This is a genomic window from Stenotrophomonas sp. STEN240, assembly GCF_056756175.1.
Map to the genome: position 1 here is coordinate 72,034 of NZ_JBRRBO010000010.1, position 15,101 is coordinate 87,134.

At 64.8% G+C, this 15,101-nt stretch carries 12 protein-coding genes; 6 read left to right on the top strand and 6 right to left on the bottom strand.

Going from position 1 to position 15,101, the window contains the following annotated elements:
* Positions 1–245 precede the first annotated feature (245 nt).
* Positions 246–1,361, bottom strand: a complete 1,116-nt coding sequence (locus ACVOKO_RS06715) for an HDOD domain-containing protein (protein WP_346498167.1) — start codon at positions 1,359–1,361, stop codon at positions 246–248.
* A 161-nt stretch (positions 1,362–1,522) separates the two neighbouring features.
* Positions 1,523–2,068, bottom strand: a complete 546-nt coding sequence (gene ppa, locus ACVOKO_RS06720; RefSeq protein ID WP_057627806.1) for an inorganic diphosphatase — start codon at positions 2,066–2,068, stop codon at positions 1,523–1,525.
* Between the two features lie 537 nt (positions 2,069–2,605).
* Between ppa and ACVOKO_RS06725 the strand changes: the two genes are divergently transcribed.
* Both ACVOKO_RS06725 and ACVOKO_RS06730 read left to right on the top strand, forming a co-directional pair.
* A complete protein-coding gene (locus tag ACVOKO_RS06725) occupies positions 2,606–3,826 on the top strand; it encodes a helix-turn-helix domain-containing protein (RefSeq protein WP_346498168.1) in 1,221 nt (406 codons plus the stop codon).
* A 47-nt stretch (positions 3,827–3,873) separates the two neighbouring features.
* Positions 3,874–4,542 (top strand): glutaminyl-peptide cyclotransferase, encoded by a 669-nt coding sequence (locus ACVOKO_RS06730; RefSeq protein WP_346498169.1) that lies wholly within the window; start codon positions 3,874–3,876, stop codon positions 4,540–4,542.
* Positions 4,543–4,862: 320 nt separating this feature from the next.
* On the opposite strand, the gene ACVOKO_RS06735 is transcribed toward ACVOKO_RS06730, so the two are convergent.
* Positions 4,863–6,890: a sodium-translocating pyrophosphatase gene (locus tag ACVOKO_RS06735; RefSeq protein ID WP_346498170.1), complete on the bottom strand. Its 2,028-nt coding sequence runs from the start codon at positions 6,888–6,890 to the stop codon at positions 4,863–4,865.
* A 241-nt stretch (positions 6,891–7,131) separates the two neighbouring features.
* Between ACVOKO_RS06735 and ACVOKO_RS06740 the strand changes: the two genes are divergently transcribed.
* Positions 7,132–7,638: a hypothetical protein gene (locus tag ACVOKO_RS06740; RefSeq protein WP_346498171.1), complete on the top strand. Its 507-nt coding sequence runs from the start codon at positions 7,132–7,134 to the stop codon at positions 7,636–7,638.
* 19 nt (positions 7,639–7,657) lie between these two features.
* On the opposite strand, the gene ACVOKO_RS06745 is transcribed toward ACVOKO_RS06740, so the two are convergent.
* On the bottom strand, positions 7,658–7,786 hold the full coding sequence (locus tag ACVOKO_RS06745) for a hypothetical protein (protein WP_346498172.1): 129 nt from the start codon (positions 7,784–7,786) through the stop codon (positions 7,658–7,660).
* Between the two features lie 242 nt (positions 7,787–8,028).
* Complete coding sequence (locus ACVOKO_RS06750; protein ID WP_346498173.1) at positions 8,029–9,285, bottom strand: 6-phosphofructokinase; 1,257 nt, start codon at positions 9,283–9,285, stop codon at positions 8,029–8,031.
* A 142-nt stretch (positions 9,286–9,427) separates the two neighbouring features.
* On the opposite strand from ACVOKO_RS06750, the gene ACVOKO_RS06755 reads away from it, so the two are divergent.
* The 3 genes from ACVOKO_RS06755 (at position 9,428) to ACVOKO_RS06765 (ending at position 12,426) form a co-directional block, all read left to right on the top strand.
* Positions 9,428–9,991, top strand: a complete 564-nt coding sequence (locus tag ACVOKO_RS06755; protein ID WP_346498174.1) for an adenylate kinase — start codon at positions 9,428–9,430, stop codon at positions 9,989–9,991.
* A 330-nt stretch (positions 9,992–10,321) separates the two neighbouring features.
* Positions 10,322–11,686: a UDP-N-acetylmuramate:L-alanyl-gamma-D-glutamyl-meso-diaminopimelate ligase gene (gene mpl / locus ACVOKO_RS06760; RefSeq protein WP_346498210.1), complete on the top strand. Its 1,365-nt coding sequence runs from the start codon at positions 10,322–10,324 to the stop codon at positions 11,684–11,686.
* 131 nt (positions 11,687–11,817) lie between these two features.
* A complete protein-coding gene (locus ACVOKO_RS06765) occupies positions 11,818–12,426 on the top strand; it encodes an LON peptidase substrate-binding domain-containing protein (protein ID WP_346498175.1) in 609 nt (202 codons plus the stop codon).
* Between the two features lie 583 nt (positions 12,427–13,009).
* On the opposite strand, the gene ACVOKO_RS06770 is transcribed toward ACVOKO_RS06765, so the two are convergent.
* The gene (locus ACVOKO_RS06770; RefSeq protein WP_346498176.1) at positions 13,010–15,007 is read right to left on the bottom strand and encodes a bifunctional DedA family/phosphatase PAP2 family protein; all 1,998 of its coding nucleotides are present in this window, start codon (positions 15,005–15,007) and stop codon (positions 13,010–13,012) included.
* Between the last annotated feature and the right edge of the window lie 94 nt (positions 15,008–15,101).

The following is a 15,101-nucleotide window of genomic DNA, read 5'->3' on the forward strand; positions in this document are numbered from 1 at the left end:
GCTGCTGCAACGCGCTCAAGTCCGTAGCCGGGGTATGCACAGCGCAGCTAGGGCAGCAGAGTCACATGAAGCATTCGTAGCTCGGGCAATTAGCCCGGGTAAGCGCAGCGCAGCCGGCACCTGGCAGAACCACCCAAGGCAGCAGTCTTGGCAATGCTTGCCGCGTTCGATCCACACAAACAACAACGGCCGCATCTGCGGCCGTTGTCATTCAATCGCTGTCCCGCAGTTGCTGCGGATCAGGCTCAGGCGTCGACGCTCAAGCCCATCATTTCATCGGCTATCGCGCGCCATTGCTCCAGCTTCGGCAGCACGCCGACGCGGGCCAGGTACTGCTCATCCACCTCGCTGCCGGAGGCCAGCGCGCTAGCCACGTGGACGGCACCGGCCACCCAGAAGCTACGGACATTGGAGCGGCCTGGCTGCAGCTGGAAGGCGACGGCTTCGATGATCGGCATCGGCAGGCCCCACAGGCCCATCAGATAGGCACCGGCTTCGGCGTGACCGGGCCGGGTTTCTTCAGCATCGGCAGGCTGGCGCTCGTCGCGCACGCCGGGCAGCAACAGGCCGATATCGGCCAGCAGCGCCGCCGTGGAGCCCAGCTCGGCGCTGGCGGCTGGCAGCATCTTGGCGGCCAGGCGCGAGGCCAGCAGCGCGCGTGACTGCATGGCGTTGCGATCAGGGCCGGACATGCCCGGCAGGGCGAAGACTTCGCTGGCCAGCACCAGGTCGCGCAGCGTCGCCATGCCCAGCCGGGTCACCGCGCCGCGCAGGTCGGAGATCGCGCGGCCATTGTTGAAGAACGCCGAGTTGGACAGCTGCAGCACCTTGGCGGCGATGGCCGGGTCGGCGGCTACCAGCTTGGCGACTTCCGCGGCGTTGCTGTCCTCGTCGTCTTCCAGCGCGTGCATCAGGCTCAGGTAGAGATGCGGCGGCGAGGGCAGCTTCTCGATGCGGCCGATGGCTTGGCGCAGACGCGGGCTGTCCAGCAGCTCGCGCAGTTCTTCCAGGCTGGTCAGCGCCTCAAGCAGGACTTCCGGCGGCAGCGGCAGGGGCAGGAAGCGATGGGCCACGCCAATGATCCGCGCCGAAGGCACGCGCTGGCTGTTGTCGCCATCGATCAGGGCGATGCGGATGGTTTCCGGGCGCAGTGTCCGGATCTGGCCGAGCAGGGTGGCCGGGGCCAGGTCGGGCAGCACCGGGGCGACGATGACCGCGTCGATCGTGGCGGAGGACACCGCAACGATGGCGGCGCTGCCGTCCGGAACCGACTCTACTTCCCACTCGTCGCCGAGATCGCCGATGTACTCAAGCAGCTCGGCCGACAGGCTGGCTTCGCCGCCGACTAACAGGATTCGCAAGACACTTCCCCTTGGACAAAACGCAAAATCCGAACAAAAAACAGGCCGGAAACCGGCCTGTCAATGTAGCTGCTCGCTGGCAAAGGGTCATGCCCTCTGCAAGGAAAACGTGATGGTTGTCGCTGCGCGGGGCCAGGTATTACGACCGCACGCAGGGCAAATCAGACGTCCTGTTCCTGGGTGGCGAGGTAGCTCTTGTGAGCTTCGACCAGGATGCGCTTGGCTTCAGCAGCGTCGCCCCAGCCTTCGATCTTGACCCACTTGCCCTTTTCCAGATCCTTGTAATGCTCGAAGAAGTGGCCAATACGCTCCAGCCAGTGGCTGGACACCTGGGCGATGTCTTCGACATGGGCGTAGCCGCTGAAGATCTTGGCGACCGGCACGGCCAGGATCTTCTCGTCGCTACCGGCCTCGTCGCTCATCTTCAGCACGCCGACCGGACGGCAGCGCACCACCGAGCCCGGGACCAGCGGCAGCGGCAGCACCACCAGCACGTCGGCCGGGTCGCCGTCGCCGCACAGGGTCTGCGGCACGAAGCCGTAGTTGCAGGGGTAGCGCATCGGGGTGGACAGGATGCGGTCGACGAACATCGCGCCGCTTTCCTTGTCCATTTCGTACTTCACCGGCTCCGAATCCTTCGGGATCTCGACGATGACGTTGATTTCTTCCGGCGGGTTCTTGCCCGGCGAGACCAGTTTCAGGCCCATTGCGCTGACTCCGAATCGTTGTTGGTTGAAAAAGAGCTCCATTCTACGCCCACGGCTATTGCGGCGCACCAAACCGCGGGGGTGGGCGGGGTAGCGGGGATTACAGTCGATGTCGTAATTGAGAACAATTGTCATTAACTCGCGGTTTTGGCGGTGCGAGGCGGTTTGAAACAGTGTCCTAAGCCGGCCGCACCGGGCCAGCCGACAGCGCAGGGCGAGCCAGGCCGCCAGAACCAGCTTCGGGCGGGGCACCGGGGGCAGGGGCCCAGGCATCGGCGGCAGGCAGGCCAGGGCGTGACGGGGCGGCGCCACTGTTCATAAATCGTGGGTAGGGAGCAGGTGCCGGGGCGGCCGTCCGATATGGCGTGGGAGCAGGACTGCAGGCGGGCTGCGCCATTCGCCCGCAGCGCGTAGCGGTGATCAGGCATTGCCACCAGGCATTCGCTCCAGCCAATGAGCACGCGCGTCGCGCAGGCATCGAAGTCTGTGCGCCTGCGTCAAAGTGCATCCGCCGATGCCGGCAGGTAGCCTGCAGCAATGGATTCCCTGATTGCGGCCTCTGCCCGCGCCCTGGCCAGCGGTGATGTCCTTACCGCGCTGAAGCATGTTGCCCTGCGTGACGATCCCCCTGCATTGGCCCTGCGCGGCATCGCGATGGCGCAGCTGGGCGAGCTGCCGCTTGCGCGCGAGTTGCTGCGGCGTGCGCAGCGGGGTTTTGGCGCGCATGAGGTCGTGGCGCGTGCGCGCTGTGGACTGGCCGAGGCCGAGGTGGCGCTGGCGTTGCGCGAACTCGGTGGTTCGTCCGAGCCGCTGGCGGCTATTGCCGCCCAGCTGGATTCCCGTGGCGATACGGCAAATGCATTGCAGGCATGGTTGATCCTGGCGCGGCGTTTGCTACTGCTGGGCAAGCTGCAGGAAGCCGCCCGCGTGCTGAGGCTGCTGGAAAACCGGCCCATGCCTGCGGCCTTGGCGGCGATGAGCGCGTTGACGGCGGCGACGCTGGCGTTGCGCACGTTGCAGACCGAACAGGCACGCACGGCGCTTGAGCGTGCCCGGGTCGCGGCCGCGCAGGCCGGTATTGCCGCGCTGCAGGCGGAAGTCGACGAGGCACTGCTCAAGCTGGATCAGCCGGCTGCACGCTGTCTGGGCGGCGGTGCCGATGCGCTGCTGCGCATTGATCAGGCGCAGGCGCTGCTGGCTTCGGGGGCGTGGGTGGTGGATGCCTGCCGGCGCGGGCTGAAAGTGGGCAGCCGTTGGCAATCGCTGGCAAGGCGCCCGGTGCTGTTCGCGCTGGTTCGCGCCTTGGCGGAGGCGTGGCCAGGCGACGTCGATCGCGATGTCCTGATCCTGCGCGTGTTTGGCAGGCGCGACAGCGACGAGACCCTGCGCGCGAGGCTGCGGGTGGAGATCGGTCGCCTGCGCGCGCTGATCGCCAGTCATGCGCGCATCGAAGCCACCTCGGCGGGCTTCCGGCTGTCGCCGTGTACTGCAACGCCGGTGCGGGTACTGGTTCCGCCCATCGAGGGCGAACAAGCCGCGTTGGTGGCGCTGCTGGGCGATGGCGCAGCGTGGTCCACGTCGGCCTTGGCACTGGCGTTGGGCGCTGGCCAGCGCAATGTGCAGCGGGCGCTGGTGGCGCTGGAGTTTGCAGGGCAGGCGCGCTCCAGCGGGCGCGGCCGGGCGCAGCGCTGGCGGTCGATGCCCTTGAACGGATTCACGACCATCTTGTTACTCCCTGCTGCGCTGCCGATTGACTAGTGTCGGTGGCAGGCAGCCAATCGCGGACATGCCAGGAGATTGCAGCGATGAACAGTGAAACCCTGAGCCCGGCCAGGACCGTGGCGAGTGTGCATGCCGCCGAGGTGGTGCGCGAGTACGGGCCATTTGCCGGCTCGGACCCCATCAATGGCGTCAGCTTCGATGGACAGAATGTCTGGGCGGCGACCGGCGCGGCGCTGGTCGCGTTCGACCCGCGCAATGGTGAACCGGTACACACGTTGGCCGTGCCCTGTGACGCCGGCACGGCATTCGACGGTACCTATCTTTGGCAGATCGCCGAAGCACGTATCGACAAGATTGACCCGCGTAGTGGCGAGGTGCTGGCTTCGATTCCCGCGCCGGGCGCAGGGACGGATTCCGGCATGGCCTGGGCCGAAGGCAGTCTATGGGTAGGGCAGTACCGGCAGCGCAGAATCCACCAGATCGATCCGGCCAATGGCGCGATCCTGCGCACCATCGAATCGGACCGTTTCGTCACCGGCGTGACCTGGGTGGATGGCGCGCTTTGGCATGCGACCGGCGAAGGCGGGCAAAGCGACATCCGCCGCTTGCAGGCCGATACCGGCGAGGTGCTGGAGCGTCTGCAGATGCCGGACAACATCAGCGTCAGTGGGCTGGAAGCCGATGGCGGCGGGTTGTTCTATTGCGGTGGTGGTGATGACGGCCGGGTGTATGCGGTGAAGCGGCCGCGTTGAGTGGTGTTGTCGTGCTTTTACGGGTAGCTGATGTGATGTCAGCTTCGCGGCTTACGCCGCTCCCACAAGTGCTGCTGGTTGCCGAAGCACTCCGCACACCTACCAACCTTCCAATCGCTGGATACGAGAGCCCCTCTCCCGCATGCGGGAGAGGGGTTGGGGTGAGGGCAGCTTTTCGCTGCCAGCGTGGATTACAGCAATGGCACAAGCAGCAACGCGAAAATATTGATGATCTTTATCTGCGCCTGCGGCGCCCCCATCCCGTTCCCTTCCCCCGCGAGCGGGGGAAGGGCGAAGGTGCCGTGCGCAGTCGGCTTCGATCAGAGCAGCGGCACCAATAGCAACGCGACAATATTGATGATCTTGATCAATGGATTGATCGCCGGCCCAGCGGTGTCCTTGTACGGATCGCCAACCGTATCGCCAGTTACCGCAGCCTTGTGGGCTTCACTGCCCTTGCCACCGAAGTGACCATCTTCGATGTACTTCTTGGCGTTGTCCCAGGCGCCGCCGCCAGTGGTCATCGAGATCGCCACGAACAGGCCGGTCACGATGGTGCCGATCAACAAACCGCCCAGCGCCTTCGGCCCAAGCAGCAGGCCAACCACCACCGGTACTGCGACCGGTAATAGCGAAGGCACGATCATTTCCTTGATCGCCGAGCGGGTCAGCATGTCCACTGCCTTGTGATATTGCGGCTTGGCGGTGCCTTGCATGATGCCGGGAATCTCGCGGAACTGGCGGCGTACCTCTTCCACCACCGCACCCGCCGCGCGGCCCACGGCTTCCATCGCCATCGCGCCAAACAGGTAGGGAATCAAACCGCCGATCAGCAGGCCGATGATCACCGTGTGGTCGGACAGATCGAAGGCAAAGGTTTCGCCCGGATGCGCCATCTGCAGGTTGTGCGTGTAGTCGGCAAACAGCACCAATGCTGCCAATGCTGCCGAACCAATCGCATAGCCCTTGGTCACCGCCTTGGTGGTGTTGCCTACCGCGTCCAGCGGATCGGTGATGTTGCGGATTTCCGGCGGTAGATCGGCCATTTCGGCGATGCCACCTGCGTTGTCGGTGATGGGTCCATAGGCATCAAGCGCGACGATCATGCCGGCCATCGACAACATTGCGGTTGCGGCGATGGCAATACCGTACAGGCCACCAAAGTGGAACGCCGACCAGATTGCCGCACACACCGCAATCACCGGCAAAGCGGTGGATTTCATCGACACACCGAGGCCGGCGATGATGTTGGTGCCGTGACCGGTGGTTGATGCCTGCGCCACGTGCTGCACCGGCTTGTACTGGGTGCCGGTGTAGTACTCGGTGATCCACACGATCAAACCGGTCAACACCAGCCCGATCAGCGCGCAGATGTACAGGTTGGTGGCGCCGTGGCTGTTGTCGGCCATCAGCTGCGTGGTTACCGGCCAGAAGGCGATGGCCGCCAACACGCCGGAGACAATCACGCCCTTGTACAGCGCGCCCATGATCGAGCCACCGGCCTTCACCTTGACGAAGAACGCACCGATGATCGAGGCGATGATCGATACCCCGCCAAGCACCAGCGGATACAGCACCGCATTGCGGCCAACCTCCGCCATCATCATGCCGCCGAGCAGCATGGTGGCGATCACCGTCACCGCATAAGTCTCGAACAGATCGGCGGCCATGCCGGCGCAGTCGCCGACGTTGTCACCGACGTTGTCGGCGATCACCGCCGGGTTGCGCGGGTCGTCTTCGGGAATGCCGGCTTCGACCTTGCCGACCAGATCCGCACCGACGTCCGCACCCTTGGTGAAGATGCCGCCGCCCAGTCGCGCGAAGATCGAAATCAACGAGCTGCCAAAGGCCAGCCCAACCAGCGCGTGCAGGTTGTCGGCCTGGCTCAGGCCCATGCGTTGCAGAATCAGGTAATAACCGGCCACGCCAAGCAGGCCCAGGCCGACCACCAGCATGCCGGTGATCGCGCCGCCACGGAACGCCACATCCATGGCTGCACTCATGCCATTGCGTGCGGCTTCGGCAGTGCGCACATTGGCGCGTACCGATACGTTCATGCCGATGTAGCCGGCAGCGCCGGACAGCACCGCGCCGATCGCAAACCCAATCGCCGTATACCAGCTGAGGAAGAAACCTACCAAGACGAACAGCACCACGCCGACGATGGCGATGGTCAGGTATTGGCGGTTGAGATAGGCCCGCGCGCCTTCCTGGATGGCGGCGGCGATTTCCTGCATGCGGGCATTGCCGGCAGGTTGGCGTAGGACCCATTGGGCCGAGATGATGCCGTAGACGATGGCGACAGCGGCGCAGACAAGCGAAAGCACAAGACCGTACTGTTCGAGCATGACCCCTCCAGCGTTGGTGGATGCCATCCAGCTGTGGATGAAGCGGGGACACGCCGGGTAGATCGAAGCACTGGAACAGACCCGGGCCGCATGCGGCTGTGGTACGTGTCGCTGTGTTCAAACACTCTGAGGCCGCCCGAGTATGACTGGCAGCTGTCTCCACCGCCAGCGGCCGCTTCTTGCTGCTCGGTTCAGTCAAGGGGTGGCAACGTCGGCGCCTGTCCTTGTGGAACTGCTGCCGATGAAAGCCCTGCTTACCCTTGCCGCGACGGTGTTGTTGCCGCTGCCATTGCTGGCGGCCCCCACCAAACCCGAGATCGAGCGCCCGGCAGCCACAGCGCAGGCCATCGGTGCAGTGCACACCGTGCGGCAGATTCCCGAAGCCTGTACCCGCATCGAAGGGCGCTTTACGGATACGGCGGCGCAGCCGTATGACATGCAGCTGGTGCGCACCAGCGCGCAGTGCCAGCCGCGCGCCTTGTTTCTGGATGCCAGCAAGGTCAATCCAAGCGAGGCGAGCGGTTGGAAACTAAACGAAGTGGTGCGCGTACCGTCGGCGGCCTGTAGTTCACAGCAGGCGCTGATTGAAGTGTGGCGCAAACCGGCGGGCCAGCAGGTGGCGCTGGACGGACAGGGCCAGAACCGTGTCTATCTTGAAGACGCCAAGGCGGAGGCTGCGGCGGGTCGTCTGGCGGCGTTGCCGGCGTACTCCGCGAAACTGGCAATGCAGGGTGCCGCCTGCCGATGACGCTTGCTGTGTTGCGAGCTCAGTGTTGTCGTGCGGGGGCGATATCGCCGTCGTGCTGTGCGATCTGCTGGCCGACGCGGTAGCCCGCAGCGGCCAGGACACAGACGGCAAAAAAACCAAGCATCCCGATCAGTATCTTGCGGAACATGGTGCACCGCCTGTGTGGAGACCCTGGGCGGAGGATGCGCCGCCGACTGCGGCGGCACACCTGTCTGAAGTCATGGCCTGCGCCCGGAGCGGGAGCGCCGAACCATGCTCGGCTAAAGCGCCTCACCTGTAGAGCCGAGCCATGCTCGGCTGGGGCTCTATCGGGAAAGCCTCTGCCGAGCATGGCTCGGCACTACAGTGCAGCCGCCTCTGCCGAGCATGGCTCGGCACTACATTTTCTGCTTAGCCTTCCCAGCCCACCAGCTTCTTGGCTACTGCCACATTCTTCAACGTCACGTACTTGGGCAAACCATCGCGGCCATAGGGCAGCGGCGCTTCGCCGCGGATCAGCGGCTGCAGGTAGCGGCGCGCTTTCTCGGTGATGCCGAAACCATCCTTGCGGATGAAGCCGGCCGGCATCTTCTTCTCGTGGTTGGCAACCTTGGACAGCGGCGCTGCCTCGATCTTCCAGCGGTAAGGCACATCCGAGCTGCGCACGATCACCGGCATCACCGAATTGTGCCCCTTCAGCGCGAACTGCACCGCTGCCTTGCCCACGGCCTGCGCCTGTTCCCAGTCGGTCTTCGAGGCGATATGGCGGGCCGAGCGCTGCAGATAGTCGGGCAGGGTCCAATGCACCTTGTAGCCGAGTTCGGCCTTGACCTTGCCGGCCAGGTAGGAGGCCACGCCGCCGAGCTGGGTATGGCCGAAGGAGTCCTTGACCCCACCGGCGTCGGCAACGAACTGGCCGTCGGCGGTGTGGATGCCTTCGCTGGCCACCACCACGCAGAAGCCAACCTTCTCGACGACCTGCTTCACCTTGGCCAGGAATACCGGCTCGTCATAGGCGCGCTCCGGCAGCAGGATGATCTGCGGTGCATCGTCGGGGTTCTCGCCAGCCAGGCCGGCGGCCGCCGCCAGCCAGCCGGCGTGGCGGCCCATCGCTTCGTAGATGAACACGCGGGTGGAGGTTTCGGCCATTGCCGCCACATCCAGCGCCGCTTCGCGCACCGACACGGCGGTGTACTTGGCGGCTGAGCCGAAGCCGGGGCAGGTGTCGGTCACCGCCAGGTCGTTGTCGATGGTCTTGGGCACGCCCACGCAGGTCAGCGGGTAGCCGTATTCCTTGGCCAGCTGCGAAACCTTCAGTGCGGTATCGGCCGAATCGTTGCCGCCGTTGTAGAGGAACCAGCGCACGTCATGCGCCTTGAAGACCTCCAGCAGCCGCTCATATTTGGCGCGGTCGGCATCCAGCGACTTGAGCTTGTAGCGGCACGAGCCGAAGGCCCCGCCCGGGGTGTGGGCGAGCGCCGCTATGTTGGCTGCCGACTCCTTGGAGGTGTCGATCAAGTCCTCGCGCAGCGCGCCGAGAATACCGTTGCGCGCGGCCAACACCTTGATTTTCTTCGATCTTGCTTCAGCGATGACGGCCGAGGCGGTGGCATTGATGACGGCGGTGACGCCGCCGGACTGCGCATACAGCAGGGTGCCTTTGGACATGGGCAATACTCTCCAGACTGGGGGACATTCCGGGACATTGGCCGGATGCGGTAAGCTGCACATATTGCGGTGCAGCGTGAATCGGCCCATGAGTCTAACGCCGCTGTCCGTCCCGTTTCCTCAAAACATATGGGAGTCAGGAATGCGATTGGTTCTGTTGGGACCGCCCGGTTCGGGCAAGGGCACGCAGGCAACGAGCCTGAAGGAACAACTGCAGGTTCCGCACATTTCCACCGGTGACCTGCTGCGCGCCGAAGTGGCCGCCGGCACCGAACTGGGCAAGCAGGCTAAGGCGGTGATGGATGCCGGCAACCTGGTGTCCGACGATATTCTGCTGGGCATGCTGGAATCGCGCCTGTCGCAGGCCGATACCTCCAAGGGCTTCATCCTGGACGGCTACCCGCGCAACGTGGCCCAGGCCAATGCGCTGGGCGAGCTGCTGGCCAAGCTGAACCAGCCGCTGGACGCCATCGTGCAGCTGGATGTGCCGACCGAACTGCTGGTCGAGCGCATCGCTGGCCGCGCCCAGGAGCAGGGCCGTGCCGATGACAATCCGGAATCGGTGCGTCAGCGTCTGCAGGTCTACAACGATTCCACCGCACCGGTGATCGATTTCTACGCTGCCAAGGGCACCTTGGCGCGCGTTGACGGTGTTGGCGCGCTGGACGAAGTGCTGGCCCGCATCCTGGCGGCGATCAAGCGCTGAGGATGCCGCGCTGTGGCGGGTGACCGTCGCAGCGCACAGCGGCCTGGCCGCTCAGGACGCCGCACATACTGAAACGCCCGGATCCATGAGCTGGATCCGGGCGTTTCGTTTGTAAAAGCCAGCTAAGGGCGTGCTCACGGCCCCATCAGCATGAGCTCCCTGGGGATGGCCTCTTGGGGAGTAGGACCTGAGGGATACTGAGGCTGGCGTCACGTATTCTCACTGTGAAGCGTGTGTGACGGTATCGGGGAATCCCCTACAGACGTTAGGGGTACACCTACACGGCTTCAGGCTTACCCCTTGGCGGCGCGCATCGGCGACAATCTGCGGATGAGCAAGATCCATATTCTCGGCATTGCCGGTACTTTCATGGGCGGTGTGGCCGCCTTGGCCCGCGAACTTGGCCATCAGGTCGAAGGCAGCGATCAGGCGGTGTATCCGCCCATGTCCACCCAGCTGGAAACGCTGGGGATCAAGTTGGCGCAAGGGTATCTACCCGGCAATATCAGCCCGGATTGCGACGAAGTGGTGGTCGGCAACGCGCTTTCGCGCGGCAACCCGGCGGTGGAGGCGGTGCTGGACTCGGGGCGTCGTTATACCTCCGGCGCGCAGTGGCTGTCCGAGCAGGTACTGCCCGGCCGTGACACGCTGGCCGTCGCCGGTACCCATGGCAAGACCACCACCACCACCATCCTGGCCTATCTGCTGCAGGCGGCCGGGCGCGAGCCGGGTTTCCTCATTGGCGGTGTGGCCGAGGATTTCGGGGTGTCGGCGCGGTTGGGAACGGGGCGCGAATTTGTTGTTGAAGCCGACGAATACGACACCGCGTTCTTCGACAAGCGCAGCAAGTTCGTCCACTACCGGCCGCTGGTTGCCATCCTCAATAATCTGGAATTCGACCACGCCGATATCTTCCCGGACGTGGCCGCGATCCAGCGCCAGTTCCATCATCTGGTGCGTACCGTGCCGGGCCGTGGCCGCCTGATCGTCAACGGCGAAGACAAGCACCTGGCCGAAGTGCTGGCGATGGGCTGCTGGACGCCGGTGGAACGCTTCGGCTTCGATCACTCGCTGGAATGGAGCGCTCGGCTGATCAATGCCGATGGCAGCGTCTTCGCGGTGCTGCATCGGGGTACCGAAGTGGCGACGGTGGAGTGGTCGCTGCTGGGCCGGCACAACGTGCTCAATGGTCTGGCGGCGTTGGCCGCAGCGCACGCGGTCGGCGTTGATGTGGCCAGCGTCGCGCCTGCGTTGGCGGGCTTCCATAGTGTCAAGCGGCGCATGGAGGTCATCGGCCAGGCGCAGGGCGTCACCATCTATGACGACTTTGCCCATCACCCCACCGCCATCCACACCACGCTGGAAGGCTTGCGCGCCAAGGTGGGCGCTGCGCGCATCGTGGTGGCGATGGAGCCGCGCAGCAATTCGATGCGGCTGGGCGCGCATTCGCAGGCCTTGGCGCCGTCATTGGATATCGCCGATGCAGTGGTGTTTCTGGCCCGTCCGGAGCTGCCCTGGGATGCTGCCAAGGTGATCGAGGCGGTGCGTGGTGATGCACTGGCCGTTGCCGATACCGATGCATTGCTGGTCAAACTTGGTGATGTCGCGCGTGCAGGCGACCACGTGGTGTTCATGTCCAACGGTGGTTTTGATGGCGCACCGCGGCGCTACCTTGCGCAGTTGCAAGGCGGCTGATGCGGTGTGATTGCAGCCGGGTTGCGTGCAACCCGGCGCTGCACTGAGTGCAGTGAAGTGGGCGATGAATTGTCGCCACAGTGCGGTGGAGTACCATCGCTACTGTCTGCCGAATATCTGTAGTTGCCCGGATGATGCAATCGTCAACTCTTGCTTTGTTTCCCCTGCACGCGGTGTTGTTGCCCGGTGCGGCTTTGGGCCTGCGCGTATTCGAACCGCGCTACCTGGACCTGGTGCGCGAATGCGGCCGCAACGGCAGCACCTTCGGTGTCTGTCTGATACTTGAGGGAGAGGAAGTCGGCGCGCCGGCGACCCCGGCGGCCTGGGGCGTTGAGGCCGTGGTCGAGGATTTCGATGTAGGTGCCGACGGCGTGCTGGTATTGCGGCTGCGCGGTGCGCGTCGCTTCCATGTGGTGGCAACCCACGTGCGTGACAGCGGCCAGGTGATGGCCGAGGTGGAGTGGTGCGAGCGCGACAGCGACGACGAGCTGCAGCCCGAGCACGGTTTGCTGGGCACCTTGTTGGAACACATCCTTGAACAGGTCGGCGGTGCGTATGCCGCTGCTGGTCCGGCGCAGTTGGATCAGGCCGCATGGGTGGGTTGGCGGCTGGCCGAGTTGCTGCCGCTGCGCGAGACCCAGCGCCTGCAGCTGGTGCAGGAGAACGATCCACGCGAGCGCTTGAATCGCCTGCTGGAATGGATCCCCGAACTCGATGTGCCCATCGAAGAAGATTTGTAGGGCGAGCGTTGCTGGGCGCCGTTTGCGGTTGCTGTTTGTAATTGCAGCTTGTGGGAGCGGCGTAAGCCGCGAAGCCGGGATATCGCCGGCGGACGGGCTGGGCGCGGGGTCAGATCTTGCCAGCTTCGCGGCTTACGCCGCTCCCACAGTGTTGTGATGGATTGCTGTGAAAGCCATTGCCGAGCATGGCTCGGCACTACCGGATTGCTGGGCAGTTCCCCACCGAGCACGGCTCGGCACTACGCTCCCTCCCTTGCGCCGAAGGCGTAGGGGAGGGTTGGGGATGGGTAGTTTTTGAAGCCTTCGCGCGGTGCGCGCTTCGCGGCTTACGCCGCTCCTACAGTGTTGTGATGGATTGCTGGGAAAGCCCCTGCCGAGCATGGCTCGGCACTACCGGATTGCTGGGAAAGCCCCTGCCGAGCATGGCTCGGCACTACGCTCCCTCCCTTGCGCCGAAGGCGTAGGGGAGGGTTGGGGAGGGGTGGCTTTTGAGGCTTCGCGCGGTGCGCGCTTCGCGGCTTACGCTGCTGCCACCGTGCGGTGATGGATTGCAGGGAAAGCCCCTGCCGAGCATGGCTCGGCATTACGGTTTTTCGCGGATCATCAACAATGGCAGGCCGGTCTCCGGCTGCACCTGCTGCTGGGTTTCCAGTCCGTCCAGCGATTGCTTGAGCGCGTCCAAGGCCGGATCAACGCCGCGCAGTGGCCGCCACATGCCAAACAGCTTCAGGTGCCGCTGGTAACGCAGGGTCTGTGCGCTGCCCAGCCATACCGTGGTTTGCCCCGGTTGCAGGCGCGCCGAGGACGGCCATAACCGCAGTGCGTAGACTTCATCCGGGCGTTCGCCGGGGTGCAGCATCAGCAATGCTTCGACATTGGTGTCCAGCGTGGCCGGCAGTACCGGCACCTGCTGCGGGGTGGCCTTCATGTCCAGCATCATCAGCGCTTCCTGCCAGCCCGCCTGCGTCTGCCGGTGCCAACCGTTGCGCTCGAGTTGCTGCTGCAGGGCGGGCAGCGGCCCTGCCACCTGCACGTCCAGCGGCCAACGCTGGTCGTCATCGAAATCATTGCGCCGTGCCGGCAGCTCGCGCCAGCCCTGTTGCCACCAGTGCGAGGCATCCATCAAGGCCGGAGCCTCCGCCGCCGGTTCGAATTTGGCCAGCTTGGCCGGCACATTGCGCGGTGCATACCAGAGCCCGGCAATCAGGAACACGCCATAGAACAGCCAGGCAACCGGCTTGACCCAGAACGAACGGTTGAAGCGGCGGCGGTAGGCGATGCCCAGCACCAGCAGCCAGAACAGGCCGAACAACATGCCGCCGATGACATCACTGAGCCAGTGCGCGCCAAGATAGATGCGGGCAAAGCCAATCACCGTGACCACCGCACCGGACAGCAGATACGGCCACACGCGGGTACGGCCGGGCAGCTCGCGGCCGATCAACACCGCAAAGAAACCAAAGGTGATGGTGGCCATGGTCACCGCCACCGACGGAAAGCCAAAGCCGCTGCTGGCGGCGGGCGGCCGCACCACATCCACCGTGGCACCCAGCAGCTTGGTCAGCGCAAGGCCGAAGGCCAGTGCCGCCAGCCAATGGAATACCGCCATCCAGCGCCGCCGCCAGGCCAGGTAACCCATGCCGGCTGCGATTGCCGGCAACAGCACCTGCCAGTCACCCAGCGACGCCAGTGCCGCCATCGGGTAGTCGGCCAGCGGGTTGCGCAAGGCCAACATGAGCCGGTGTACGGCCAGATCCAGGGCCAGCGGTTCACCGTGCCCCACCACCACCATCAACAGCACGAACCAGCCCCAACCCAGCACCAGCAACATCAGCGCCAGCATTGCCAGCGGCACCGACTCGCGACGCTTGGGATCGAATACATCGGTCAGCGAGTGGCCGAGGAAATGCGGGTGACGGTGCGACCAGGCCAGCAGGCGCGCCAGCCAACCGTCCATGCGCGCCGCCGACCAGCGGTAGCTGTACAGCACGATGGCCCATACCAGACCCAGCAAGGTGCCCAGCAGTGCCAGCACCACGAACAGGCGCCCGGCCACCGCCGCCACTGCATCGTAGGCCTGCCCCAAAGCCCAGCCGGGCAGCAGGAACAACACCGCCCAGGACAGGCAGGCAAGGCCGCTGGCCTTGAGGTAGCTGCTGAAACGCATGTTGGCCATGCCCGCAATGGCCGGCACGAACGGCCGGATCGCGCCCACATAGCGTGCGATCAGAATGCTCTTGAAGGCATTGCGGCGGAACATGACTTCGCCGCGGTCCAGCAGCTGCGGGTAGCGGCTGAACGGCCACACGCCGCGCAGTCGATCGCCCCAGCGACGGCCCACCCAATAGCTCAGGCCATCGCCGGCAAAGGCGCCCAAGGTTGCGCAGACCACGGCATACGGGCCGGACAGCTCGCCCATGCCAATCAGTACACCCACCGCGATCATCAGCGGCAGCGCCGGCACGATGGCACCGAGGATGATCACGGCATCACAGAAGGCAATGGCGAAGATCGCCAGGCCAGCGAGGACGGGATGGGCTGCGATCCACGCGAGCGTGGCATCGATCCAGGAAGAATTCATCTGCCGATTATAAAGGGAAGCCCCAGTCAGACCGATGGCAGCGACGGAGGTTCAGTGGATCGGCAGGGTTCTCGTTCACTTGCGATGCCGGTCA

Coding starts and splice junctions, on each gene's coding strand:
- ppa (WP_057627806.1), bottom strand. CDS start 2,068: ATGGGCCTGAAACTGGTCTCGCCGGGCAAGAACCCGCCGGAAGAAATC.
- ACVOKO_RS06725 (WP_346498168.1), top strand. CDS start 2,606: ATGGATTCCCTGATTGCGGCCTCTGCCCGCGCCCTGGCCAGCGGTGAT.
- ACVOKO_RS06730 (WP_346498169.1), top strand. CDS start 3,874: ATGAACAGTGAAACCCTGAGCCCGGCCAGGACCGTGGCGAGTGTGCAT.
- ACVOKO_RS06735 (WP_346498170.1), bottom strand. CDS start 6,890: ATGCTCGAACAGTACGGTCTTGTGCTTTCGCTTGTCTGCGCCGCTGTC.
- ACVOKO_RS06740 (WP_346498171.1), top strand. CDS start 7,132: ATGAAAGCCCTGCTTACCCTTGCCGCGACGGTGTTGTTGCCGCTGCCA.
- ACVOKO_RS06745 (WP_346498172.1), bottom strand. CDS start 7,786: ATGTTCCGCAAGATACTGATCGGGATGCTTGGTTTTTTTGCCGTCTGT.
- ACVOKO_RS06750 (WP_346498173.1), bottom strand. CDS start 9,285: ATGTCCAAAGGCACCCTGCTGTATGCGCAGTCCGGCGGCGTCACCGCC.
- ACVOKO_RS06755 (WP_346498174.1), top strand. CDS start 9,428: ATGCGATTGGTTCTGTTGGGACCGCCCGGTTCGGGCAAGGGCACGCAG.
- mpl (WP_346498210.1), top strand. CDS start 10,322: ATGAGCAAGATCCATATTCTCGGCATTGCCGGTACTTTCATGGGCGGT.
- ACVOKO_RS06765 (WP_346498175.1), top strand. CDS start 11,818: ATGATGCAATCGTCAACTCTTGCTTTGTTTCCCCTGCACGCGGTGTTG.
- ACVOKO_RS06770 (WP_346498176.1), bottom strand. CDS start 15,007: ATGAATTCTTCCTGGATCGATGCCACGCTCGCGTGGATCGCAGCCCAT.